A 25,645-nucleotide genomic window follows, 5' to 3' on the forward strand; every position below is an offset into this window, starting at 1 on the left:
GGAGCGCGGTGCGGCCTAGCGTCGCATCGTGACCACATCTGCCGAACTCGACATGCCCACGGTGACGGTGTCGCCCGGCGCCGAAGCGACGACCACGCTGACCGTGCGCAACGACGGCGACATCGTCGAGGCGTACTCCCTCGACGTGGTCGGCGACTGCGCGGCATGGACCACGGTGGAACCGGCACGGGTCTCGCTCTATCCGGGCACCTCGGAGACCGTCACGGTGCGGTTCGCGCCGCCCCGGTCGCACGAGGTGCGGGCAGGCGAACTGCCCCTGGGGATAAAGGTGCTGCCCGCCGAGCACCCCGAGGCGGTGGCCGTCCCCGAGATGACGGTGGTCGTCGAGCCGTTCCACGAGCTGCGCGCGAGCCTGGAACCGGGCCGCCGCCGGGGCTGGCTGGGCGCCCGCTTCCGTACGGCGGTGCAGAACCGGGGGAACGCTCCCGTCGACATCGCGTTCGCCGGGCGGCAGCAGGGCGAGGAGCTGCGGCTCGCGTTCACGCCGGAGCGGCGGCGCCTGGAGCCCGGCGAGTCGGCGGAGTCGGGGCTCAAGGTCCGGGCCCGCAAGCTGATCTGGTTCGGCGCCCCGGCGGACTGGCCGTTCGAGGTCGTCGTCGGGGAGCCGGAGGCCGAGGGTGGCGCGCCCGTCGAGGACGCGCGGGCCGACCGGGCGCGGGCCGAGACCCTGCAGGGCGAGTTCGCCCAGCTCCCGCTGCTGCCGCGCTGGCTGCTGATCCTGCTCGCGGCGATCCTGGCGCTGCTGCTCGCCTGGTTCGCGCTGGTGCGGCCGGCCATCCGGTCCACCGCCGAGGAGGCGGGCGCCAAGGCCGCGCAGGAGGAGAACCGGCAGGCCCGGCAGGAGGGCGGAGCCGCGTCCGGCGGTGCCACCGGGGGCGGCCAGGGCCGGCCGAAGGGGCAGGGGCAGGGGAGCACGGCGGGCGCGGACGGGACCGGCGGAGGCGGCGGCACGGGCGGCTCGGGCGCGACCGGGTCCACCGGCGGAGCCGGCGAGCAGCAGAGCTCCGCGACGATCGACGTGCAGACGCGTCCGGGGGGCAAGGAAACCCGCACCTATGTGGTCCCGCAAGGCAAGACTTTCGGTGTCACGGACATCGTCGTGGCCAATTTCCAGGGCGACGAGGGGCTGCTGACCATCTCCTTCGGCGAGCGGAAGATCACCACGATCGCGCTGGAGACGTTCAGGAACCAGGACTATCACTGGGTCACCCCCATTCAGATTCCGGAGAACGCGGCGGTCACCGCTTTTGTGACCTGTGCCAAGCCCGGGACTCCGGCCACCGGCAGGCAGGCTTCCCGGTGCCACCAAGTAGTCAATGTCAGCGGTGTGCTGACCGATGTCTCGCGGGATGAACGATAGCGCCGGGCGCTCGTACTTCTGTTCCGGTGATGGGAACGGCAGCCGGTGCTACCTGCGCTGATGATCCATCGGGCGTTCATCCGGATGTGTCCCTTCCCACATCAGGACACACGCGCAAGTGCTGGACGCGTAAATGCGCGGAGTACGGGCAGCCGGTGAATGAAGCCGTTCCCGGGGCGATTCCCGGTCATTTCCGGTCGCATTGAATGGACTGGACCACTCCGGTGTGCGCAGGCCGGAGCGGATTCGGCTTCCTCCGGTTGCTCCGGACCACGGTGGAAATCCGGCCGATCTCGCTGCTTCGGCCGATAATTTCTGGCTGAAATTCATCCCTTGCGGCGGTGTCGGCGTGTGACCGGCCCCACAGGCCCGGAAAGGCAGCGGCCCTGCCCCCCGGCCAGGACTTTGGGGCCTACTGCCCGCGCGCACCCGCTGGGAAGACTGGGCGGGCGAACGACTGACCAGCCGAAGGAGCGAGCATGCCGTCGTACCTCACCCCAGGTGTTTACGTGGAGGAGGTGCAGTCCGGAGCACGGCCCATCGAGGGAGTCGGCACCGCGGTCGCCGCCTTCGTCGGCTTCGCCGAGACCGGCCCGTTCCACCGGCCGACGCTGGTGACCAGCTGGGACCAGTACGTTTCGACCTTCGGCACCTTCACCCCGGACACGTACCTCACGCTCGCCGTCCACGGGTTCTTCAGCAACGGCGGCGGCGCCGCGTACATCGTGCGCGTCGGCGGCCCCGCCGAGGGCGCCCCGCAGGAGATCGCCCCGGCGCCCTCCGTGGCCATCGGCGGCTTCCTGGTCTCCGCCCGGCCCGGCGCCGGCGACGGCATCTCCATCGAGGTCGCCGACGCCGAGGGCGAGAACCCGCCGGAGGACCGGTTCCGGCTGCTGGTGAGGCAGGGCGGCAAGGTCGCGGAGACCTTCGACACCTCCGTACGCAAGAACGTCAAGGGCTACCTGGTCACCCAGGCCCGCCAGTCCAAGCTCATCGAGGTCACCGAGCAGCCCGGCGCCGCCCAGAGCCGCCCCGAGAAGCAGAGCCTCACCCTCGCCCCCGCCACCCCGGGCACCGCCACCGGCCGCACCGGCGCCGTCGAGTTCGTCGGCGACGCGGCGGAGCGCACGGGCATCGCGGCCCTGGAGGCGATCGACGAGATCACCATGGTGGCCGTCCCCGACCTGATGAGCGCCCACCAGCGCGGCGACCTGGACGACGAGGGCGTCCGCGCCGTGCAGCTCGCCGTCATCGCGCACTGCGAGCAGATGGGCGACCGGGTCGCCGTCCTGGACACCCCGCCCGGCATGAACGCCCAGCGTGTACGCACCTGGCGCAACGACGACGCCGGCTACGACTCCCGCTACGCCACGGTCTACTACCCCTGGCTCAAGGTCCTCGACCCGGCGTCCGGCCGGCAGACCCTGATGCCGCCCAGCGGCCACGTCGCCGGTGTCTGGGCGCGCAGCGACGGCGAGCGCGGAGTCCACAAGGCGCCCGCCAACGAGGTCATCCGGGGCGCCCTGGACCTCGAACTCCGGCTCAGCCGGGGCGAGCAGGACCTCCTCAACCCGATCGGCGTCAACTGCGTGCGCGCCTTCCCCGGCCGGGGCATCCGGATCTGGGGCGCCCGCACCCTCTCCTCCGACCCGGCCTGGCGCTACCTCAACGTCCGCCGGCTCTTCAACTACCTGGAGGAGTCCATCCTCCTGGGCACCCAGTGGGTCGTCTTCGAGCCCAACGACGACCGCCTCTGGTCGAGCATCCGGCGCAACGTCACCGCGTTCCTCTCCGAGGAGTGGCGCCGGGGCGCGCTCTTCGGCCGTACGGCGGAGGAGGCGTTCTACGTCAAGTGCGACCGGGACAACAACCCGCAGGAGTCCATCGACCTCGGCCAGGTCGTGTGCGAGATCGGCGTCGCCCCGGTGAAGCCCGCCGAGTTCGTCGTCTTCCGCCTCTCGCAGTTCTCGGACAGCACCAGCCTCGTGGACGAGTGACCCACCCCTTCCCAGGGGTGACCCGGCAGGCAACAGACAACGAACGGAACAGGTGACACACAGTCATGGCAGAGGGCGATGCTCTTTCCACCCACGTCTTCGGCGTGCAGCTCGGCGGCTACCTCGTGGAGTCCATCCAGGAGATCAGCGGGCTGACGGTCGAGGAAGAGGTGGTCGAGGTCCGGCAGGTGACCTCCACCGGCAAGCAGATCATCCGCAAGCAGCCCGGCGCGCGCCAGGCCGGCGAGGTGACGATCACCCGAGGGCTCGACAAGAGCAGCGAGTTCACCAAGTGGATCAAGGAGACGCTGAACAACGGCGCCGTCGACACCGCTCGGCAGAACCTCACCATCGAGATCAAGGACTCCAAGGGCGAGACCGTCCGCCGCATCCAGCTGATGCAGGGCTGGGCCAGCCGCTGGGAGGGCCCCTCCCTCAAGGCCGGCGAGTCCAGCGCGGCCACCGAGACGGTCACCATCACCTTCGAGGAGATCGTCGTCGAATGAGGCGCAGGACCGTTTCCGGCGGCGGCCTCGAAGAGGTCCTGGACTCCCTGGCCGCCGCCGCGCCCGCGCAGCGCGAGGCCGCCCCGGCGGCGGCCCCCGCGCCCACCCCGGCCGCCCCGCCCGTCCGCCGGCCCGACGAGTTCGACTTCGAGCTGCCGCGCGGCTACGTGGACGACGAGGGCCGGGTCCACCGGACCGGCACCATGCGGCTGGCCACCGCCCGCGACGAACTGCGCCCGCAGATCGACCTGCGGGTCAAGGAGAACCCGGCCTACCTCAGCGTCGTGCTCCTCAGCCAGGTCATCACCCGGCTCGGCACGATCACCGATGTGCACGCCGGGGTGGTGGAGCGGATGTACGCCACCGACGTGGCGTTCCTCCAGGACTTCTACCGCCGCATCAACAGCGAGGGCCACACCCACGCGGCCGTCACCTGCCCGCTGTGCCAGGGCACGTTCGAGGTGGACCTGTCGGGTGAGCGCCTGGGGGAATCGTGACGTACGCGCCTTCCCGGCTGCGGGAGGAGCTCGCGTACATCGCCTACCACTTCCACTGGCAGCGTGAGGAGATCCTCGACCTCACCCACGGTGAGCGGCAGGAATGGGTGAGGGAGATAGCGCGGATCAACACCCGCGTCAACGAGAGCGGGTGAGGGCGTGGAGTTGAAGGGTTGGTTCCGGCGGAGCACCGCCCGCGCGGAGCGTACGCCGGTGCCCGAACCGGTCGCGCCCGAGCCCGCGACCGCGCCGCCCTCCCCGCGCCCCGGCGCGGACTGGGACGGCGGCTGGCGCCGCGTCGCGCCCCCGGTGGTCACGGTCGCCCGCTCCTCGATCGGCGTCAGCGACGGCCTCCGCTTCCGCTCCCGCCTGGCCTCGTGGCAGAACGTGGCCTACAGCGACGGCGAACTGGGCCACGCCGTCCTGCCGACGGCCCCGGTGGGCCGCATCCACGGCGTGACCCACACCCCGGGCACGCCACGCACGGCCCCGGAAGGCACCCCGTTGGTGCTCCGCACGGTACCGGCGGCGGAGCCCGCGCCTGCGGACGGCGTTACGGGTACGAGCCCGGCGCCCCGGACCGGTCGGGGCGCGGACGCGCCCAGGCGCGCGGTCCGGGTGGTGTCCGGCTCGGCGCGGGCCGCCGGGACGACGGCGGGGACTCCCCGGACGAGCGATGCCCCGGTACGGGCCCGGCGCACGGCGCCCCCGTTGATCGTCGCCCGTCGCCCGATGACGGCCCCGCGCACGGTGCCCGCGATCGCGGCGAGCGCGGTTCCGGCGCCTGCGCCGGGGTCGGGGTCGGCCCCGGTGGTGCAGCGGTCGGCGGAGGCGCCGGTGGTACGCCCCGCGCTGGGCGAGCCGGTGACCGAACTGCCTTCCGGGCCGCCCGTTTCGGCCCCCGCGGCCGGGGGCGAGCCGGCCCCTGCGGCGGAGCGGGAGCTGCCGGTGGTGCAGCGCCGGGCGGACGGGCCGGTGGCGCCGGTGTCGGGGGCGGCCCCGGAGCCGGTCCCGCCGGTGGTGCAACGGCACGTGCGGGCGTCCGCGCCTTCCGTGCCTTCCGTGCCGGAACGGTCCGCCGAGGGGCCGGCTGTCCAGCGCCCGGCGGACGCTGCTCCGGTGCGTCCTGTGCTGGGTGAGGCGCCGTCCGGCGCGGAGCCGGTGGTGCAGCGGCAGTTGGCCGCACCGGGGGAGGCTTCGGAGCCGGTCCTGCCGGTGGTTCAGCGGAAGGCGGAGGCGCCTGCGGTGCGTCCCGAGCCGGTCGTCCGGGACGCGCCTGCGGGGCCCGTCGTGCAGCGGCGGACCGAAGCACCCATGGCCCCCGTGCTGGGCGCAGGCCCGGAGCCTCGTCCGGTCACCGCTGGGGCGTCCGACGTACCTGTGGTGCGTCCCGAGCCCACCGCACCGGAGACGCCCGCCGGCGCGGGTCCGGCGCTGCCGGTGGTGCAACGCCAGACCGACGACGCGTCCACCGTGCCGGAACGGCCCGGCAGTGGCCCCGCGTCCACGAGCCCGGTCCCGCCGGTGGTGCAGCGCGAGGTGAACGCGCCCGCGCGCCCCGCGCCGGAGCGGTCCAGCAACAGCCCCGCCCCGACGAGCCCGGTCCTGCCCGTGGTGCAGCGCCACGCAGACGCGCCCGCGCACCCCGCGCCGGAGCGGGCCGGCAACAGCCCCGCGCCAACGAGCCCGATCCCGCCGGTGGTGCAGCGCCAGGCGAGCACGCCCGCGCGCCCCGCGCCGGAGCGGTCCAGCAACGGCCTCGCGCCAACGAGCCCGATCCCGTCGGTGGTGCAGCGCCAGGCGAGCACGCCCGCGCGCCCCAGCAGCGGCCCCGCGCGCCCCGCGCCGGGTGTGGCCGACGCGCCCAGCGCCGCACCCGCCCCTCCCGCTCCCGCCGTTCAGCGGCGTACATCCGACGCGCCGCCGGTCCGGCCCGCCCTGGGGGCGCCGCTCGGCGAACTGCCCGCCACCGCGCGCCCCTTGGGCGCACCCGCACCCGCACCCGCGCCCCAGCCCGCCACCGAGGGCGGCCCCGCGCTGCCCGTCGTACAGCGGCAGGCCGACGCACCCGCGCCCGCGAGCCCCGACGCACCCCCGGCGCCCCAGCGGCCCTCCACCCGGCCCGCGTTGGGCAAGCCGATGCGGGCCATGCCGTCCGCAGCGGCCCCGTTCGCCGGTCCCCTGCCCGTCGTGCAGCGGCAGGTGCTCGACGCCCCCGCCCCGCACCCGGCACCGGGCGCCGCACCCGACTCCGCGCCCCCCGCCGGCCCCGGCGCGCAGGCGCGTACCCGAGGCGGGCTCGGCGCGCCCATGTCCGCCCTTCCGCCCACCGCCGGCACTCCGAGCGGCCCCGCGCCGACGCCCCCGGCCATGCCCCTGCGCAGCACGCCCGCCCCGCAGCCCCCCGCCGTACAGCGCACCGCCATCGCCCCCGTCCGCATCCGCAGCGTCCGCACGCCCTCCGCCGGCACCGCGCCGACCCCCGCCCCCGTGCAGCGGGCCCGCGCGCTGCTCACCCGGCGCACACTCGCCGTGCGTACCGGCGCCGCCGAGGGGTTCACCGCACGTCCGTCCGCCGCGCCCACCCGGCCCGTCGTCCCGGCGACCTGGCCGCGCCAGCAGGCTCAGCAGCCACAGCAACCCCAGCAATCACAGCAACCCCAACAGTCACCACAGCCACATCACCCCCAGGCGGCCCCCGTCGCCCACCCCGCCCCCCTGCAACGCGTCGCCGTCCACCCCGCTGCCCCGCCCGCACCCCACGCGCCCCTTCCCGCGCGTCCCACGCCGCACTTCGGGCAGGAGCCGCCGCCCCCGGAGAACCTGGTCGCGCCGCACGAACCCCGCGTACCGCAGAAACCGCAGAAGCTGTCCGCGCGACCGGCGACGGGCCGGGCGCCCGGCGCGGTGCCCGTGCAGCGGCTTGTCGCGGGGGTGCCGGTCACCGTGGTGCAGCGGCAGCCCGCGCCGGGGGCCGCCCCCGCGCCTGAGCGGGACGCGGCCGAGCGCCCCGCGCCCCCGGACGTGGACGTCGAGGACCTGGCCCGCCGGCTCATCGACCCCGTCGCCCGGCTGCTCCGGGCGGACCTGCGGCGGGGCAGGGAACGTACCGGACGCCCGTACGACGGCCGCCGCTGACAAGGGAAAGCAAGCAGATGACGGACAACATCTTCGCGACGAGCGTGTTCTTCACGCTCGCCATCGGCGGAAACGACCTCGGCGCGTTCCACACCTGTTCCGGCCTGGGGGCCGAGGTGGAGGTGGAGCAGTACGCCGAGGGCGGCAACAACGGCTTCGCCTGGCAGCTGCCGGGCCGGATCACGTGGACGAACATCACGCTCACCCGCCCGGTCACCGCCGACACGCTCAAGATCGCGCGCTGGCTGAACGAGACGACGCAGCGGGTCGAGCGCAAGGACGGCGAGATCGTCGCCCTGCGCCCCGACCTGACGCGGATCATCAGCTGGCAGATCCAGGGCATCGTGCCGGTCCGCTGGCAGGGCCCGTCGTTCGACCCGGCCAGCTCGCAGGCCGCGATCGAGACGCTGGAGATCGCGCACGAGGGCCTGGTGCCGTCCTGATGCCCCGCAGCGCCCCGTACGTACGCGCCCCGTACGCCCACCACGCCCCGGAAGGAGGGACACCGTGGCCGCCGCTGCCCGCACGAGCCGTGCCCGCGCCCAACTGACCATCATGGAGCCGCCGTCGGACGTCGGCGCCAAGCCCGGCGGCACGCTCGCCCGGCTCACGCTCCAGTTCAACCCGGCCTCGCTCTCCCTGAGCAAGACCACCGAGTGGCGCCGCACCCCGTCCCGTACGGCGGGCGAGTCCGCGCTGCCCGAATTCGTGGGCAGCGGGCCGCGCTCGCTCTCCCTCGACGTGTTCCTGGACGCCACCGCCACCCACGACAACTCCGTGGAGAAGGCGGTCGAGCAGCTGATGACGGCCTGCGTGCCGACGCCGACCAGCCTGGGCCGGAAGAAGCCGTCGAGCCCCTGGGTGCGGTTCGACTGGGGCACGTCCACGACCACGTCGTTCGACGGCGTGCTGGCCGGCCTCTCCGTCTCGTACACGCTGTTCGACGTGGACGGGAAGCCGCTGCGCGCCACCTGCTCGCTGTCCATCGAGGAGGCGAGCGTCGACCCGGCCGGGCAGAACCCGACGTCCGGCTCGCGGGAGGCCCGCCGTACGCACACGGTCGTCGCCGGGGACAGCCTGCCGCTGCTGGCCTGGCGGGAGTACGGGGACGCCACGGCCTGGCGCACGATCGCCGAGGCCAACGACATCGACGACCCGATGCAGCTCGCCCCCGGCAGCGAACTCCTCGTGCCCGCCCTGGAGGACGACGCGGCGGAAGCGGGCGTACGGGAGGCGGCCCGGTGACCGGCCCCGCCCGCTCCTTCGCCGCCGACCCGATCGTGGAGGCCCCCGCCGAGCTGCCCGCGGCCTGGGCCGCCCAGCTGGTCAGCTGCGCGGTCGACGAGAACGTCGGACTCCCCGACAGCGCCGTACTCACGTACCGCGACCCGTACCACACGCTGCTCACCGCCACCGGGATCACCATCGGGACGCCGCTGAAGATATCCGTGGTCACCGTCCAGGAACGGGCGCGCGAGCGGCTGTTCACGGGCGAGGTGACCGCGCTGGAACTCGACAGCGACACCACCGGATCGTTCACCGTCGTCCGCGCCTACTCCAAGGCGCACCGGCTGCGGCGCGGCCGGAAGGTGGTCGCGTTCCGCAACATGAAGGCCGCCGACATCGTCCGCAAGGTCGCCGCCGGCGCCGGGCTGCCGTGCGGGAAGGTCGAGGCGGCGCCCGTCATGTACAAGCAGCTCACCCAGCCGAACATCTCCGACTGGGACTTCCTCCAGTACCTGGCGGGGGAGTGCGGGGCGCATGTGCGCGTCGACGAGAACGGCGTGCTCCAGTTCGTGAAGCCGAAGCCCGCCGCCTCGGCGCCCGCCCCGTCCACCTCCGCGTCCAAGCACCCGATGGTGCTGGAGTACGGGCGCAACCTGCTGGCGCTGCGGGCCGTGCTGACCGGCGCGGACGGGGCGGACAGCGTCGAGGTGCGCGGCTGGGACGTGGAGACGAAGACCCGTCTCGTCGCCCGCGAGCAGTCGATCCGGTCCACCACCGTGGTGCCCGGCGCCAGCCCGGCCGCCGCGGCCGGGGCCTTCGGCCCGAAGGCCCGGATGACCGTCGCGGACACCCCGTACCGGACGCAGGCCGAGGCGCGCGCGGTCGCCGGGGCGGTCGCCGCGCGGGTCTCCTCCGGCTTCGGCGAGATCGAGGCCGTCGCCGAGGGCAACCCGCGCCTGCGCGCCGGGGAGCCGGTCGCGCTCGGCAACGTGGGCCCCGCGTTCGCCGGGCGCTACACCGCGACCGCCGCCCACCACACCCTGGACCCGCAGGGCGGCTACCGTACGACGCTCCTGGTCAGCACCGACCCGGACCGCTCGCTGGCCGGGCTCACCGGCGCCGGACCGGCGCCCGTGCCGGGGCCACGCATGCCCGGCCTCGCCATCGGCGTCGTCACCGACATCCGCGAGGGGCGGGGCGGCGGCGAACGCGGCTCGGTGCGGCTCAAGTTCCCCTGGCTGGACGACACGTACGTCACCGACTGGGTCCGCACCGTGCAGTGGGGCGGCCAGGGCGGCGGCGGGGTGTTCAGCCCCGAGGTCAACGACGAGGTCCTGGTCGGCTTCGAGCAGGGCATGCTCGACAGCCCGTACGTGCTCGGCGGCCTGTACAACGGCGTCGACAAGCCGTCCCCGCACGACGTACCGCTGGTGGACCCGACCAGCGGCAAGGTCAACCGCCGCTCCCTGGTGTCCCGTTCCGGCAACCGGATCGAACTGCTCGACACCCCGCGCGGCCCGTCCGGGGTGCGGCTCGCCACCGGCGACGAGCAGCTGGAGATCACGCTGGACGAGCGGCGCGGCGAGATCGCGCTCAAGGTGTACGCGCGCGGCACCTCCCGCGTCCTCAGCTCCCTGTCGCTCGACCGCTCCGGCATCACGCTCGACGCGGGCACCGGCGACGTCCGGATCAAGGGCCGGCAGGTGAACGTCAACGGCAAGACCGGCGTCACCGTCGACGGCGGACTGCTCGCCGTCCTCAAGGCCGCACTCGTCCGCATCAATTGACGCCGTCAACTGACGCCACCCACTGACGCCCACCGACGCCCCGAACCGCATCACCGAGGAGAGCAACCGTCATGCCCCAGGCAGCCCGAACGGGCGACCCCACCGTCCACGGGGGCGTCATCGGCACCCCGCCGCCGGGCGCGGTGGCCGTGGCCACCGTCCTCATCGGCGGCAAGCCGGCCGCCGTCACCGGCAGCCTGCACGTGTGCGTGGTGCCGCCGCACGCCCTGCTCGGACCGGGCAACGTCATCATGCCGAACCCGGCCGCCGGCACCGTCCTCATCGGCGGGCTGCCCGCCGCCCGCATGGGCGACACCACCAGCTGCGGCGCGAAGATCATCATGGGCGCGCCGAACGTCCTCATCGGAGGCCCGGTATGAGCGAGGGATTCATCGGCCGGGGCTGGGGCTTCCCGATGCGCGTCGGCGCCACCGGCGGCATCGGCATGGTCGAACGCGAGCAGGAGATCGAGGAGGCCATCGGCCTGATCCTCGGCACCGCGCCCGGCGAACGGCCCATGCGGCCCGAATTCGGCTGCGGCATCCACGAGTACGTCTTCGCGCCCGGCGACGGCGCGACCGCCGGACGCATCGCGCACGAGGTGCGGATCTCGCTGGAGCGCTGGGAGCCGCGCATCGAAGTCCGGGACGTCGTCGTCGCGTTCGACACCGTCGAGGAGGGCACCCTCTACATCGACGTGCACTACACCGTGCGGTCCACCAACGACCTGCGCAACCTCGTCTTCCCCTTCTACACCATCCCGGAAGCGGGAGCCCGCTGATGTCCCTTCCCCCGCCCAACCTGGACGACCGCCGCTTCCAGCAGCTCGTGGACGAGGCCAAGCGGTACGTCCAGCAGCGCACCCCCGAGTGGACCGACCACAACGTCTCCGACCCCGGAGTCACGCTGATCGAGACATTCGCGTACATGGTCGACCAACTGCTGTACCGGCTCAACCGGGTGCCCGACCGCAACTACCACGCCTTCCTCGACCTCCTCGGCATCCAGCTCTACCCGCCCGCCGCCGCCCGCGCCGACGTCGACTTCTGGCTGTCCGCGCCACAGCCGGACACCGTGCGCCTGCCCGCCGGTACGGAGGTGGCGACCGCGCGCGGCGAGACCGAGGAGGCGGTCGTCTTCTCCACCGACGAGGACCTGGCCATCGTGCCCAGCTCCCTGGTCCGCCTCGTCACCGTCCCGGCCGGCGGCGAGCAGACCGACCGCACCGGGCCGCTCGGCGAGGGCCGCGACATCCCCTGCTTCCAGACCCGCCCGCAGCCCGGCGACGCCCTGCTGTTCGGGCTGCCCACCGCCGTGCCCCGCTGCATCGTCGCCGTACGCCTGGACAGCCGGGTGGAGGGCGTCGGCGTCGACCCCCGGCAGCCGCCGCTCGCCTGGGAGGCGTGGGACGGCGCCCGCTGGGTGACCTGCGCGACCGGCACCGACTCCACCGGCGGGCTCAACAAGCCCGGCGAGATCACCGTGTTCGTGCCCGCCGGACACACCATGTCCGTCGCCGCCGGCACCCGCGCCGGCTGGCTGCGCTGCCGCGTCACCGAGGCAGAACCCGGCCAGCCCTTCTACTCCGAGTCCCCGACGATCCGCGAGGCCGAGGTGTTCACCGTCGGCGGCACGATCGGCGTCGAACACGCGGAGACCGTCCACGACGTGCCCCTCGGCACCTCCGAAGGCGTCGCGGGCCAGACCTTCGCCGCCCCCCGCACCCCCGTCCTGCTCGACGGCGAACCCCCGCTCGTCGAGGTGTCCTCGGACGACGGCTGGCAGACCTGGACGCCCGTCGAGCACTTCGGCGCCTCCGGCCCCGGCGACCGGCACGTGCGCGTGGACCCCGTCGCCGGCCGGTTCGCCTTCCCGCCGGAGGTCCGCGAACAGGACGGCACCATGCGGGCGTACGGGGCGGTGCCCGCCAAGGGCGCCCACATCCGCCTCGCCCGCTACCGCACGGGCGGCGGCGCCGCCGGCAACGTGGCGCGCGGCGCGATCCGCGTCCTGCGCAGCTCCGTCCCGTACGTCGCCGGCGTCACCAACCGCGAGGCCGCGCGCGGCGGCGTGGACGGCGAGACCGTCGAGAACGCCAAGCTCCGCGCCCCGCAGATCCTCCGCGTCCAGGAACGGGCCGTCACCGCCCAGGACTACGAGGCCATCGCCCGCGAGGCCGCGCCCTCGCTGCGCCGGGTCCGCTGCCTGCCCGCCGCCCCCGGCGAAGGCGGCGCGGTCCGCGTCCTCGTCGTCCCCGACGCCGTCCCCGACGACGGCGGCCGGCTCCGCTTCGAACAGCTCGTCCCGCCCGACCCGGTCCTCGCGGCCGTGGCCGCCCGGCTCGACGAACGGCGGCTCGTCGGCACCCGCCTGGTCGTCGAACCCCCCGCCTACCAGGGCGTCACCGTTGTCGCCGGACTCGTCGCCGACGAGGGCGAGACGGACCGGGTGCGGGCCGCCGCGCTCGACGCCCTCTTCGCCCACATCGACCCGCTGCGGGGCGGCGCCGACGGCACCGGCTGGGCGTTCGGCAGACCCGTGCAGTACGGCGAGGTCTTCGCCGTCCTCCAGGCCGTGCCCGGCGTCCGCCTGGTCGAGGAGGTCCGCCTCTTCCCCGCCGACCCGCTCACCGGCAGGCGCGGCGGGGCGGTCGACCGGATCGACGTCGCCGCCAACGCGCTCGTCTTCTCCCACCAGCACCAGATCGCTGTCACCGCCACCGGGCCCGGTGAGCGCCCATGACCAGGGCCGCCGTCCCCGGACTCCCCAGCCGCTACCCGATCGGTGCGCAACTGCCCGCGATGTACGCGGACGACGACTTCGCGCAGCGCTTCACGGCGGGCCTGGACACCGTCCTCGCCCCGGTCCTGTCCACCCTGGACAACCTCCCCGCCTACTTCGACCCGGAGCTGACCCCGGAGGACTTCCTGCCCTGGCTGTCCTCCTGGGTCGGGGCCGGCATCGACCCGGCCTGGCCCGTCGAGCAGCGCCGCGCCGCGGTCGCCCGAGCCGTCGAACTCCACCGCCGCCGGGGCACCCGCCAGGGCCTGGCGGACCTGCTGCGCCTCTGCTTCGGCGGGGAGGCGGAGATCGTGGACGGCGGCGGCGTGACCTGGTCGCCGGAACCGGACTCCCCGCTGCCGCCCGCCCCGACCGGGGAACTCCTGGTACGCCTGCGCCCCGCGCACCCGGTGGACGAGTCCCGCGTGCTGACGGTGGTCCGCGCCTCGTGCCCGGCGCACCTCACCTGCCGGGTGGAGATCCTGCCGCCCCACGACACCCCAGGGAGCCCGACATGACCCGCCCGTGCCCGGCCTGCGGCGCCGCGAACGCGGAGGACGAGGACTTCTGCGGAAGCTGCGGTACGTATCTGGGCTGGTCGTCCCGACCGGGAGGCGGGGGACCGCGGACGACCCGAACCCCGGACCCGGAACCGGCACCGGAACCGCCGGCGCCCGCCGTACCGGAGGGGGAGCGGCGTAGGGCCCCGGAACCGGCGGCCCCGGCCCCGGAACCGTCGGTACCGGAACCGGAGCCGGAGCCGGAAGCCAGGCCGGAGCGGCGGCCGGAGCCGAGCCCCCGCCCCGAGCGGCGTACGCCGCGAACCCCGGCACCGCGCCCGGCCCCGACACCGGCGCCTGCGCCGGAGCCCTCCCCGGCACCGCGGCCGGAGGCACGCCCCGCGCCGCCGCAGAGCCCCGCGCCGACCCCGACCCCAGCGCCGCCCCCGGAGCCGCCGCGCCCCGCGCCCGCCCCGGTACGGCCGGCGCGGCCGGAACCGCCGCGCCGGGAGCCGGCGCGCCCGGAGCCGGAGGAGGAGCCGATCGGGGCCGTGCGCCCCGGCGTACCGGTCGCCGCGCGCCCCACCGTGCGTACGGTGGCGGCCGAGGAGGAGGCGGACGGTGAGCCCTGCCCGTCGTGCGGGACGAAGAACCGGCCGGGCCGCACGTTCTGCCGGAACTGCGCCGAGCCGCTCAAGCCACGGGCGCAGGCGGCCGCGTTGCCGTGGTGGCGGACCCGCTGGCCGTTCAACCGCAGGGTGCGGGCGGGCTCGGGCCGGCTGCTGCGGGGCACCCTGATCGCGCTGGTGGTCGCGGGGCTCCTGGTGGGGGGCTTCCTGCTGTTCCCGGCCGGGCGCTACGTCGTGGAGGACGTACGCGACAAGCTCGGCGGCACGGGCGAGGTGAGCCCCGCCCACGTCACCGCGAGCGCGTCGGCCGCGGGCCACCCCGCGAAGGAGGCGGTGGACACCCTGACGAACACGTACTGGGGCGCGCCCAAGGTCGGCGACGCGCTGACGGCGGAGTTCGAGAACCCGTTCCGCCTGGTCGGCGTCACGGTCTACACGGGCATCTCGAAGAAGCCGGAGAACTTCCGAAAGGGAGCCCGCCCGACGAGCGCGAACCTGCTCATCAAGACGAAGGACGGAAAGACCCACGAAAAGAAGATGCCCCTGGCCGACAAACCAGGCGAACAAACCCTGCGCATGGGCATCAGCAACGTCATATCCATCACCTTCGTGATACGCGAGGCCACAGGCCAACAAGACGGCCACCCGATAGCCCTGGGCGAAATCGAGTACTACAAACGAACGTGAGACCCCGCCCCCAAGACCGTCCCCGACACCGTCCACACCCCACGTCTTCGTCACCCTCACGCCCCTCCTTCGGGCCCATCGCAACCGCCCCGACACCCAGCCCTGCCGCCGCGGAACCCTCCACGAACCACGGACTCCGTGCTCGGTACGCCGCTGAACCCGGCGACGTACGACTAGGCGGGGCGCGGTCCTCGTCAACGCCCACGCCGGGGCCTTGTGGGACCGCTTCACCACCTACCTGCACCGCCAACTCGCCGCCCGGCTCCGTTTCACCCGCAAGGCCGCTCGCACAGTTCTGCGGGTGTCCTTCGCCAAGGTTGCCGAGCATCAGAAGCGCGGCCGGGGCAACTTCCACGCCGTGATCCTGCTCGACGGCCCCGACGGCAGCACCCAGCCTCCTACGCCACCGTCGGCGTGCTCACCGAAGCCATCCGGGCTGCCGCACCCCGCGCCTGTCACTCAGTCGTCTCAGACGCGGTCGGGGAGCGCGAACTCGTCTGGGGCCAACAGTTCGATGTACGCGAGATCGCCGCCTACGGCACCGACGCCGAACTGACCGACCAGGCAGTCGCCGCGTACGTGGCGTAGTGCGCCACCAAGTCTGCCGACGCCTCCGGCACTCTAGCCTCGGGCTTTCATGAGGTGGGCTGTCCGAAGCGTGATCGAAAACGTGAGAAGTGCTCCTGACCTGCAACGATGGGACTTGTCGAAGGTCCAGATCGTGCCGTGGAAAGAAGCACTTCTCAGGTGAAGAAGCGTATCGGGTCGTACCCGCGTATCCGCATCGAGGGCGGCGGCCGGGCGGTGGTCTCCCAGGCCGGGGGCGTGCTGCTGGTCGAGACGGTCCGCAAGGCCGGGCTGGACACCGCGATATCCGCGGCGCTGGCGCCGTGGCGGAAGGCTCGGGCGGTGCACGACCCGGGCAAGATCCTGCTGGACGTGGCCCTCGCGGTCGCGCTGGGCGGCGACTGCCTGGCCGATGCCGGGATGCTGCGGGCCGAGCCGGCCGTGTTCGGCCCGGTGGCCTCCGACCCGACCGTCTCCCGCCTCGTCGACACCCTGGCCGAGTCCGGCCCGAAGGCTCTGAACGCGATCCGGTCCGCGCGGGCCGAAGTACGCGAACGAATATGGAAGTTGGCGGGATCCTCGTCGCCGGACGCCTCCGGGCAGGTGATCGTCGACCTGGACGGGGTGCTGGTACTGGCCCACTCCGACAAGCAGGACGCGGCCGCGACCTGGAAGAAGACCTTCGGACATCACCCGCTGGTGGGCTTCGTCGACCACGGAAGCGGCGGCACCGGCGAGCCGGTGGCCGCGCTGCTGCGGCCCGGGAACGCGGGCAGCAACACCGCCGCCGACCACATCACCACGGCCCGACTCGCCCTGGCCCAACTGCCGAACAAGTACCGGCGCGGACGCCAGACGCTCATTCGTACCGACTCCGGCGGTGGCACCCACGAGTTCGTCGCCTGGCTCGCCCAGCGGGGCAGGTGGCTGTCGTACTCGGTCGGCATGACCATCACCGACGCCATCCACCAGGCCGTCCTCAAGATCCCGCCCGCCGCCTGGACAGTGGCCGTCGAACCGGAAGGTGAGATCCGTGACGGCGCCTGGGTCGCCGAACTCGACGGTGACGTCCTCAAGGGCTGGCCGCAGGGGATGCGGCTGATCGTCCGCAAGGAACGCCCGCACCCCGGCGCCCAGTTGCGCCTCACCGATGCCGACGGACTGCGGCTCACGGCGTTCGCGACCAACACCACCGGCGTTCCGATCGCCGCACTCGAACTCCGGCACCGCCAACGCGCGAGAGCCGAGGACCGCATCCGAAACGCCCGCGCCACCGGCCTGCGCAACCTGCCACTCCACGACGCCGCACAGAACCAGATCTGGCTGGAGATCGTCCAAATCGCCCTCGACCTGCTGGCCTGGATGCCCATGCTCGCCCTCACCGGGCAAACCCGCAGGTGGGAGCCCCGGCGGCTGAGGCTCCGACTGTTTTCCGCCGCCGCTCAGCTCGTCACCACCGCCCGCCGCCGACACCTGAGATTCGCAGGCCACTGGCCCTGGACCGACCTGATCACCGACGCCATCGCCCGACTCGAAGCTCTCCCGAACCCCGGCTGACCAGCACGTCCCCGCCCCTGCGAGCAGCACCACCCCGACCGGAGCCGTGGAACCCGGCGCCCACCCGACGCGACAGCCGGGCCATCAGCCTGCCCGCCACCCGCCCGAACAGCCGAAACGGCCCGCCGGAGGAACCGACGGACCGTCACGAAAGATCGAGGCTAGGTCGCTCCGCCGTCTACGACCTGCTCCGCACCGGCGCACTCCGCCCCCGCCGCTTCGAACCCCTCACCGCTGACGAAGCGCGCAACTTCCTGACCGCCACCAGCGGTCACCGGTTGCAGACGTTGTTCGAACTTGCCCTGTACACCGGGCTCCGCAAAGGCGAAATCCTCGGCCTGCGCTGGAGAACCTAAGGGCTGTCCCGTAATCCCCGGCGGGCGCACGACGACAGCTACGGCACCTCGCTGCGTTGTCGGAACGTCCGAATACGTCCAGTATGCGAACGCCCCTCCGCCTTGCGATGCACCGCATCTGACGCCGCGCGCTGATCCACCGGGGATTACGGGACAGCCCTTAGACTTTGCCTGCGGAACCGCCAGCATCCGACGCACCCTCCAACGCACCAACTCCAGCGGCCTGACCCTTCTCCCGACCAAAGCCCAGAGCTCTGAACGACGCATCGCCCTACCGACACCGTGCCTACACTCTCTCGAACAGCACCGAGGCCGGCAGCGCAAGGAACGCGAGACGGCGGGGACGGGCTGGAAAGACAGTGGCTACGTCTTCACCCGTCCCTGCGGCACCCCGATCGAAGGGCCCGCCTCACCCGGCACTTCAACATCCTGCTCCGCCGGGCCAGATTTCGCCGCATCCGGTTCCACGACCTCCGCCACTCGACCGCGACCCTCCTCCTGGAGCAAGGAGTGAAACTCGTCGTTATCAAGGAGCTGTTGGGTCACGGCCACATCAGTGTCACCGCCACCGTGTAGGCCCACGTCCGACTCCGCCTCCAACGCGACGCCATCGACCTCCTTGGACACGCTCTCCGCAACCCCGCCGAGATCACTGGCAAGCCCGATGACGGCGACGAACCACCCTTCACCGGAGCCGCCGTCCGCTGACGCTGCCATCAATTACTGCCGTCAGACCACGCTGAAGCCCTGCCAGATGAAACTGGCAGGGCTTCAGATCTGCATCCGTGGATTCCTCCAGGTGCTGCTGACTGTGCGTTCTCGCCGGAAATGTCGAAACGCATCCACAGCGGCCCTCTTCCCTTACGGGAGAGAATTAGAGTGTATCGATTTCATTCCCCTTTGAGTCAATGATCGCGTAGTCGCCGGGATAGGGGACCCAAACCCCAATCCCGTTGGGCCACGAGACAATCTCAAGCGAGGCCACGTTCGAGATTGCGGTCCGGAGAAATACGGCCTCGCCGTCGCTCAGGGAGAAGGTGGTTCCTACCGGTTCGAAGCACACCTCGACGCTTTCCCCCCGCGCCGCCGCAAATTTCAGGTCTACGACCTTTCCTCCCTCGTTCACCTGGCTATCTCCAAGCATCGATAATCTCCTGAGTCAGTGTCACGCGCGCCGGTGCGGTCTTGCCGCCCTTTCCTGCGAGCGCTGCACTCTGGTAGAAGTCCTGCAATTTCTCCGCGTCACCCCTACTTGCCAACCCTCGCAATTCAGTCGGAGAGCGTGTCCCTATAAGGTGAGAGGGATCTCCGGAACCCCAGACGCGCCCGCCCACTTCCTGTAGAGTGCCACCTTCAAGTTTCGGGACGCCGACCCTGCCGCCCGGATTGGCGAGATCGGTGGCATTCCCCCTGGAGTCGACCGAGAAACGAGGGTCACAGTTGCTGTTGTGAACGAGTACCGGAGTCTGACCAGCGAGTACGTAGTACGTGTGCAGACCCTCGACGGTCAGGTTGTAGGTGCGTACCGAGTCCTCGTAGTGCCTAGAGTGTACGACCTCGACGGTGCGACCGTCCGGTGTGCGCAAAGCAGCACCGGGCCTAAGGCTGCCGGCCTCGATCCACTTCTTCTCAGCAGCAGACCAGAAAGGATGCTCACTCGTGGCCACAAGGCGCTCTTCACCTGCGCCCGTCGCGATCGTCAACTCAGTGAACTTTTTGTCACTTTCCGTGACAATTGTTGCGGTGACTTCACTCGCGACAGTTTTGCCCGTTTCTGGATCAGTAGCAAGAACCTTATCGCCGAGTTTGACATCTTCTATGGGCTTCGCGGTGCCGTCACCCATGCGAACACCCGTTCCGGCCGGGAAGCAGCGGCATCCAGCGAGCGTCCTATTAAGCTCTGTCCCCTTCAGTGGCCCAACCTTGGGTCCACTCCCTTCATACAATCCAGCTTTCGCCCCGAAGGCCATGTCGACAGCCCAGGTGTAATCCACCATAGCCTTCGAGCAAATGCCCACATAGAAGCAAATGTTCACGGCAGTCGCGATAACGTCTTCGACGTCATCGCCATACTTCTTCCAATTCTTCTGCATTTCGACGCGATATCTCGTCATCCAGGCCTCGTACTGCTCTGGAGTGGATCGCGCCTCGACGGCCCGGTAAATGAGAAGACGCGTCGCCCGTGCTTCGTTGCGGGTAGCGGTGGGGTAGCCCACTTCGAAAGGATCGACACTTCCCTGATCGCAGGTGTAGTAGCAGCCGTTCGTCCCGGTACCCCCAGGCGCCTTGCCGGCGCCCTTGCGCTGTTTCCCTGTGCGCCGCTCACTGTGGCCGGTACCGTCGTCCAGGTACAGGCCAGTGGGATCGGAGAACGTAGCGGGGTTGTTGTTGCTGTAGGTGTAGCCGTTCATCTGTTGGGGGTCGGTGAGGTCGAGGACCGGGTCGACGGAGATGAAGCGGCCGAGGCCGGCGTCGTATTCGCGGGCGCCGAGGTGGGTGAGGCCGGTGGCCTTGGTGTCGTCGGTGCCGCCCACGAAGCCCTTGGTCCCGGGCCAGGCCGTGGGTGCAGTTCCGCGCTCTCCGCCGAACGGGAGGGAGCGGCGCTGCGAGATGGCGAGGCTGGACGCCTGGATGGACAGTTCGCCGGTGCCGTGGTGGTCGGCGATCGTGAAGGCGAAGGTGCCGTCGTTGCTGCGGATGGCCATGTTGCCGCCGCCGAGGTCGAAGTACCGGGTGGCACGCGGCGTGGTGGTGCCGGTGGGGAGGGTCACTTCGGTATGACCCAGATAGAGGGTGGTCTCGGTCGGGGTTCGGCCGATGAGGCGGTTGCCGGAGGCGTCGTAGAGGTAGCTGGTGGTCTCGCCGTTCTTGGCGACGCTTGCCAGGTGGCCTTCGGCGTCCCAGGTCAGTGACTGGCCGGGACGGCTGATCATGTTCCCGCTGGGGTCGTAGGTGTAGGTGTCAGTGGTGGACCCGGCAGGTTCAGTGGTGGTGCGGGAGCTCAGGCTGTGTGCTTGGGCCGTACCGGGTGTCGGGTAGGTGTAGGTGTCCTTGATGTCCTTGGCTGTGTCACCCGTGATGTCGTGCTGTGTCCGCGTCGTGCGGTTGCCGGATTTGTCGTAGGTGAAGCTGTGCCAGTACGGGGCGGGGCCTCCGACCTGGGATGCTGCTGGTGCGGCGGCGCAGGTTGTTGTGGGCTGTGCCCAGGCTTCGGTGAGTCGGCCGAGGTAGTCGTAGGTGTAGCACTGGTTGTCCGTACCGGTCCGGGACGTGTCCGAGATCGAGCGGACGTTGTCGGCCTCGTCGTAGTGGTAGGTGGCGTACCGGTCGACTCCGGGCTGGTCCTGGCGGTCGACGCGGGAGGTGGCCAGGCGCTGGGTGCCCCACTCGTAGGTGTTGGTGACCTGGGTGATCTTGCCGCCCGAGGTCAGGCTCATCTGGTACTGGAGCGGCTTGCCGGTGAGGCTGTAGCTGACGCTGGAGGTCATGCCCTCGCCGTAGACCGTGGCGGGGCGGAGCGTTGCGTTGTCGTAGGTGTAGTTGGCGGAACCGCCCGGCAGGGAGCCGGCCGCGGAGTAGCTCACGCCTCCGGTGAGGCCGGAGGGGAGGAAAGTGGTCACGGTCTGGTAGGTGCCCTGGAGGGCGCCCTCGGCGGCGGGGATGACGACCGCGGTCCGGACAGGACGGTAGAGCCTGTCGTAGGCGGTGATCTTGGAAGTGTATGCCTGGCCGTTCACGTACCGGGTGGATTCGGCGAGCTGCCCCTTGGCGCCCGTGACCGTGTCGTAGACCTGCTTGGTCCGCAGGGGTCCGGTGGCGGAGCCCTCACGCACCTCGGTCTGGCGGCCGAGGCCGTCGTACAGGTACGCCAGTCCGGGCACGTCGGTGCGCGATCCCTGGGTGAACGTGACCTGGCCGCGGTCGTCGTACGTGGTGGTGGTCGTGCCCTGGTCCGGGTCGGTCGAGGAGATCTTCCGGCCGAGCTGGTCGTAGGTGTACGTCCAGTGGTTCCCGGCGGGATCGGTGACCCTGTCCAGCTCGTTGCGCGGTGTGTAGTGGTACGTGGTGCTGTCGTAGGCCGCGTCGGCCGAGCGGGTGTGGTGCTGCCGCAGCTCCGTGGTGTTGCCGCGAACATCGGTCAGGGTTGTAGTGGCTGTTCCGCCGACCGGAGGAATGACGGTGACGCGGTCGCCGCCGTAAGTCGTTTCCGTGGTGCGGAGGACCTGGCCGCCGTCACCGTTGCCGGCTATCTGCCGGGTCTGTACGGCGCGGTTCAGTCCGTCGTACGTCGTACGGGTCTGGGTCTCGACGGACAGTGCGTTTTCCGGCTTGAACAGCTCGGTGCTGGGCGCGTCCGTGACGTAGTAGGGGGCGAAGGTCTTGGTGACGAGGCCGCGTTCGTCGTAGAAGGTGTCGGTGATGACGCTGCCGCCGTCGGGCCCGGGTTCCTGGGCCTGACGGCTTCGCAGGAATCCGTCGAACAGTTCGTACGACGTGATCTGCCCGCCGGTGTTGTTCAGCGACTTGGTCGCGACCGCGACCGGCTTGCCCTCGACGATCGTGTAGACGAACTGCTTGGTCGGTGTCTGGGTGTTGCGGCGATCGGCGGCCCAGACTTTGGTCGTCCGGCCGAGTGCGTCGTAGGCGTACTCGGTGACCTTGTCGTTCGTGTCGCTCTGCTTGGCGACCAGCCCTCGCACAGGGGCATAGCTCGTGGTTGTGACCTGGGCCGTTGTCGCGTCGGATGCCTTGGCCGGTGGGGTGGTCACCTTCATCTGGGTGGCGAAGCCGGTAGCGGGTGTGTAGGCGGTTGTGGTTGTGCGGCCGTCCGTGCGGGCAGTGCGGACAGGGGTGCCGTCGTCCGTAACCGTCACATCGGCGGTCAGGTCGGTGGCGGTCAGCTGCCTGCCGTAGATGTCGAAGGTAGCCCCGGCTTCCAAGTACGTGGCCTTGGCGCCGTCATGGTTCTTGAGAGAGGCGACCGCGGTGACGTTCCCCTTCGTGGGGGCGGCTCCGTAGGCGCCATTGTCGTAGACCGAGCGGATGTCGCTCAGAACGTCCTTGGTCCGGTCGACCGGCGCGTCACATGCTTTCGCGACCGTCTCCGTGCGCACCGACTTGCTGAGGATCGCGGTGGTTGCGTCACCCGCATAGGTGGTACGCGTGCATGTGTTGTCGGCAGAGGTGGAAGTGTCGCCGAAGTCGTCGGCTTCGATCACTCTGCCAGCGATGTTGTCATGCTTGGTGGCCGTTGAGTTGGTACGCCATTCCGTGCCTGCGCCCGCGTCCAGTGATGTCCAGGTCTTACTGCTGGAAGTACCGGTGAAGTTCGAGGTTACGGTGCCCCAGTCCCGGACCTTTTCTCCAGTCTGCTGGTACCAGGGACGGCTGACAGTTTTACTGAGAACCTTGCCGCCGGGTTTGTCGAAGGAAACTGTTTTGTAGCCGAAGCCGGGAACGGCCTCGTGGTCGGTGATGGGGTCGCCCTCACCCTCGCCCAGGGTCACGGAGACGGACTTGGTGCCTCCAGTGGTGTTGAGGCGGTCACCGTTCATACCCCGCAGGAAGTAGCTGTCCTGCTGGGTCTTCATCGAGGTGGCGCCGCCCTGGCCGCCGGTCCTGACCCTGACGTGCCCGTAACCGCGCCACTGGGACCAAGTCTTCTCCTTCTCCTTGGTCAGCCCGTCGTCATCGTCGTAGTGCCAGGCGGCGCCGCCCAGGTAGTCGTACAGGGTGACCTGGTCCGGCGACCCGCCGGTGCGATCCGTCGCGGTCACGGACGTGGTGACGTACTTGTTGAACCACTGCAGGTCCGCGTCAGCGGTATTGTCCCCGCCGATGTACTGGGGGAAGCACCTTGTGGTGTTCGTTTCGGGAGTCGGCAGGTCGCTCCAGTCGCATGCGGGAGCGGAGTAGTTGGCGTCGATCTGCCCACCCGACTCGTCGGCAACGGTCGAGAGCCGGGCCTTGATGAACGGGGCGTAGCCGTCTCCGGTCTTGTCGAGGCGGTTCTGCAGCTGTGTGTAGTCGAAGGTGGTCTTGGGGAGGGTGATGGCAGGGGTCGCCGATTCACCGGTGTGCTGGATGCTGTCCAGCAGGAGCTGGTAGTCGGTGTCGGCGGTGCCCCAGTGGTGCTCAAGCTTCCAGGAGTCGGCCTTGTCGTAGGTGCCCGCGGTGTTGAGTACCTGGGTGGTGATGCCGGTCAGGCGTTTGCGGGTCCAGAAAGACGGGGACAGCCGGCCGTTGTCGCAGCTGGTGCCGGCCTCGCAATTCAGGTCCCAGGGTGTGTCGTACCAGTAGGCGGACTTGGAGTCGATCGTGTCGGACTCGCAGGTCACGCCGGTCTGGGGCAGGCAGCGTTCCTTGCTGTCGAAGACGACCTGGGCGAGCGGCTTGGCGTAGTAGTCGCTGGACCGCAGGCCGTAGTTGATCTTCTTGAGGTACCCGCCGCGAACGTATGACGTGTCGTCGTCGGCCTCGAGGTTACGGCCGTAGGAGTTGTTCTCCTTGCCGTAGTGGTAGGTGATGGCGTTGCCGTGCGTGTCGACGACGACGTCGAGGTTCCACCGCCAGCCCTGCTGGCACCAGGACTGGGCGAACGTCGCGCCGTGGCACTTCTCGCCGCTGTCGTTCCCGTAGACCGGGACCGTCCAGACCGAGTCTGCGGACTCCTTACCTTCAGCCCAGCCACTCGGCCGGTTGATACCGTAGTAATACTTCGTGCCGTCCGGAGTGGTAACACGCCAGTACTCGCCGTCGTTGTCCCCATTGGCGTTACTGGTACTGAAGAAGCGGGAGATCTTCGTCCCGTCGTCGTTCTTCAGCTTGAAGTTGTTGGTGCTCGTCTGTACGAGTTCGCCGCTTGCACCGTTGAACGAGAGGTAGGCGTTGTCATACGCCCAGCACAGGTCGCCGGGCTTGTTGCCGTCGGCGTGCTCCTCACCGTCGTCGGCACACGGCTTGTAGCTGCGCTCGATGGAGCCGGGCCACAGGCTGAACCCGTCACCGGCCCAGGAACCCTGGTTGTTCGTGTTTCCGGTGCGCCCGTCGATGGCACCCGACGAGTACGAGAGACCGACGCTCGGCTTCAGCCCGCCCGGTACTTCCGGGGTCTGGAAGTCGTAGGACCAGGTGAAGTCACCGGTGTTGAGGCTCGTGACCCAGGTAGAGGAAGGCGAGAGGGAAGTGGCCTTGTAGTCGCCCTTGTCCCCTTCTGCTGCCGCCGTGGCAGCCAGGACCGTGGGGGTGCCCGCCTGGAGAGACACGGCGTTGGCGGTCAGCGTCTGCTGGTCCGTGTCGTTGACCGCCGCGACCGGCCGTGCCTCGCGGCACTTGTCCTGCTCCGGCGTGGTCAGCGCACAGGCGGGCAGTTCGACCAGTTGGATACGGGAGGCGTAGGAGCCGCCGAAGGACTGGGCGAAGGAGGAGTAGTCGACGGCGACGTCGACGGGCGCCGTGCCCTTGTCAGAGGAGCCGTTGGCCTTCGGGGTGAGGGCGAAGAGCAGTCCCTTCACACCCGCCCGCTTGGCGTGCGTGGCATCGAGTACGCGGGAGGTGACGCCGTTCAGCGCCAGAGCGTCGCTGGCTACGCTGCTCTTCGCCTTGCTCCGGCCAGCCGCAGGCTTCGTGGCGCGTGCGATCCCGATCGGCTGCCCCTTCGGCGAGGCGAACCGTTTCGCACCCTTTGTTCCTGGGGCCGGAAGCGTTGTGGTGGCCTCGGTAGCCTTCGGTAGCGTGTCGTGCGGGGCAGTTTTCGGAACGCGGGACCCCGTGTGCTGTGCGCGCGGCTTGATCTTCGCGTTCTTCGAGCCGGCGACCGGTTTCTCTGAGGCGGGCAGTCCGGGCAGGCTGGACGCGGCAGCCGCGACAGGAGCAGCCACCCCTTGTAGCAGACTGCCTATGAGGACCGTGGACAGTACAAGTGACATTTTGCGGAGCGATCTTGCCCCGGGGGCGGCTTTCATACGTGAGATGCCCTTCAAGTTGGGCGCCTGACCACCTATATGGGTCAAACATGGAAATTGATGAAAATTCC

General features: G+C 70.8%; 17 protein-coding genes and 3 pseudogenes. 18 read left to right on the top strand and 2 right to left on the bottom strand.

Annotation, left to right across the window (positions count from 1 at the left end):
* Positions 1 to 52 precede the first annotated feature (52 nt).
* The 18 genes and pseudogenes from DNK56_RS21020 to DNK56_RS36820 form a co-directional block, all read left to right on the top strand.
* Positions 53 to 1,381 (top strand): COG1470 family protein, encoded by a 1,329-nt coding sequence (locus tag DNK56_RS21020; protein ID WP_111337038.1) that lies wholly within the window; start codon positions 53 to 55, stop codon positions 1,379 to 1,381.
* A gap of 479 nt (positions 1,382 to 1,860) precedes the next feature.
* The gene (locus tag DNK56_RS21025) at positions 1,861 to 3,378 is read left to right on the top strand and encodes a phage tail sheath family protein (RefSeq protein ID WP_111337040.1); all 1,518 of its coding nucleotides are present in this window, start codon (positions 1,861 to 1,863) and stop codon (positions 3,376 to 3,378) included.
* A 65-nt stretch (positions 3,379 to 3,443) separates the two neighbouring features.
* Complete coding sequence (locus DNK56_RS21030) at positions 3,444 to 3,884, top strand: phage tail protein (RefSeq protein ID WP_111337042.1); 441 nt, start codon at positions 3,444 to 3,446, stop codon at positions 3,882 to 3,884.
* Complete coding sequence (locus tag DNK56_RS21035) at positions 3,881 to 4,381, top strand: hypothetical protein (protein ID WP_111337043.1); 501 nt, start codon at positions 3,881 to 3,883, stop codon at positions 4,379 to 4,381. The genes DNK56_RS21030 and DNK56_RS21035 overlap by 4 nt, the downstream gene beginning before the upstream one ends.
* Entirely contained in the window at positions 4,378 to 4,536 is a 159-nt protein-coding gene (locus DNK56_RS35495) for a DUF6760 family protein (protein WP_018553076.1), read from the top strand. Before DNK56_RS21035 ends, DNK56_RS35495 begins: the two co-directional genes overlap by 4 nt.
* A gap of 4 nt (positions 4,537 to 4,540) precedes the next feature.
* Complete coding sequence (locus DNK56_RS21040; protein WP_111337045.1) at positions 4,541 to 7,519, top strand: hypothetical protein; 2,979 nt, start codon at positions 4,541 to 4,543, stop codon at positions 7,517 to 7,519.
* Between the two features lie 17 nt (positions 7,520 to 7,536).
* Positions 7,537 to 7,962 carry a phage tail protein gene (locus DNK56_RS21045; RefSeq protein ID WP_111337046.1) on the top strand — a complete coding sequence of 142 codons (426 nt, stop codon included), beginning with the start codon at positions 7,537 to 7,539 and terminating at the stop codon, positions 7,960 to 7,962.
* 112 nt (positions 7,963 to 8,074) lie between these two features.
* A complete protein-coding gene (locus tag DNK56_RS21050; RefSeq protein WP_443064331.1) occupies positions 8,075 to 8,764 on the top strand; it encodes a CIS tube protein in 690 nt (229 codons plus the stop codon).
* On the top strand, positions 8,761 to 10,533 hold the full coding sequence (locus DNK56_RS21055) for a VgrG-related protein (protein ID WP_111337049.1): 1,773 nt from the start codon (positions 8,761 to 8,763) through the stop codon (positions 10,531 to 10,533). Before DNK56_RS21050 ends, DNK56_RS21055 begins: the two co-directional genes overlap by 4 nt.
* A 71-nt stretch (positions 10,534 to 10,604) precedes the next feature.
* The gene (locus DNK56_RS21060; RefSeq protein ID WP_111337051.1) at positions 10,605 to 10,913 is read left to right on the top strand and encodes a PAAR domain-containing protein; all 309 of its coding nucleotides are present in this window, start codon (positions 10,605 to 10,607) and stop codon (positions 10,911 to 10,913) included.
* Positions 10,910 to 11,314, top strand: coding sequence for a GPW/gp25 family protein (locus DNK56_RS21065; protein ID WP_111337054.1), 405 nt, complete (start codon positions 10,910 to 10,912; stop codon positions 11,312 to 11,314). The genes DNK56_RS21060 and DNK56_RS21065 overlap by 4 nt, the downstream gene beginning before the upstream one ends.
* Positions 11,314 to 13,275, top strand: coding sequence for a putative baseplate assembly protein (locus tag DNK56_RS21070; RefSeq protein WP_111337057.1), 1,962 nt, complete (start codon positions 11,314 to 11,316; stop codon positions 13,273 to 13,275). Before DNK56_RS21065 ends, DNK56_RS21070 begins: the two co-directional genes overlap by 1 nt.
* Positions 13,272 to 13,832 (top strand): phage tail protein, encoded by a 561-nt coding sequence (locus tag DNK56_RS21075; RefSeq protein WP_111337059.1) that lies wholly within the window; start codon positions 13,272 to 13,274, stop codon positions 13,830 to 13,832. The genes DNK56_RS21070 and DNK56_RS21075 overlap by 4 nt, the downstream gene beginning before the upstream one ends.
* A complete protein-coding gene (locus tag DNK56_RS36815) occupies positions 13,829 to 15,130 on the top strand; it encodes a zinc ribbon domain-containing protein (RefSeq protein ID WP_111337061.1) in 1,302 nt (433 codons plus the stop codon). Before DNK56_RS21075 ends, DNK56_RS36815 begins: the two co-directional genes overlap by 4 nt.
* A 214-nt stretch (positions 15,131 to 15,344) precedes the next feature.
* Positions 15,345 to 15,718 (top strand): annotated as a pseudogene (locus DNK56_RS36600) (replication initiator).
* Positions 15,719 to 15,877: 159 nt separating this feature from the next.
* Entirely contained in the window at positions 15,878 to 17,254 is a 1,377-nt protein-coding gene (locus DNK56_RS21090) for an IS1380 family transposase (RefSeq protein WP_111329981.1), read from the top strand.
* Between the two features lie 188 nt (positions 17,255 to 17,442).
* Positions 17,443 to 17,605: pseudogene (locus tag DNK56_RS36160) on the top strand (site-specific integrase); the annotation flags it as partial.
* Between the two features lie 162 nt (positions 17,606 to 17,767).
* A pseudogene (locus DNK56_RS36820) lies at positions 17,768 to 18,318 on the top strand (tyrosine-type recombinase/integrase); the annotation flags it as partial.
* A 166-nt stretch (positions 18,319 to 18,484) separates the two neighbouring features.
* Here DNK56_RS36820 and DNK56_RS21105 read toward each other — a convergent pair.
* Both DNK56_RS21105 and DNK56_RS21110 read right to left on the bottom strand, forming a co-directional pair.
* Positions 18,485 to 18,736, bottom strand: a complete 252-nt coding sequence (locus tag DNK56_RS21105) for a hypothetical protein (RefSeq protein WP_241990038.1) — start codon at positions 18,734 to 18,736, stop codon at positions 18,485 to 18,487.
* A 4-nt stretch (positions 18,737 to 18,740) separates the two neighbouring features.
* The gene (locus DNK56_RS21110) at positions 18,741 to 25,574 is read right to left on the bottom strand and encodes a polymorphic toxin-type HINT domain-containing protein (protein ID WP_111337067.1); all 6,834 of its coding nucleotides are present in this window, start codon (positions 25,572 to 25,574) and stop codon (positions 18,741 to 18,743) included.
* Positions 25,575 to 25,645 lie beyond the last annotated feature (71 nt).

It is taken from the genome of Streptomyces sp. AC1-42W, assembly GCF_003248355.1.
Taxonomy (GTDB): Bacteria; Actinomycetota; Actinomycetes; order Streptomycetales; family Streptomycetaceae; genus Streptomyces.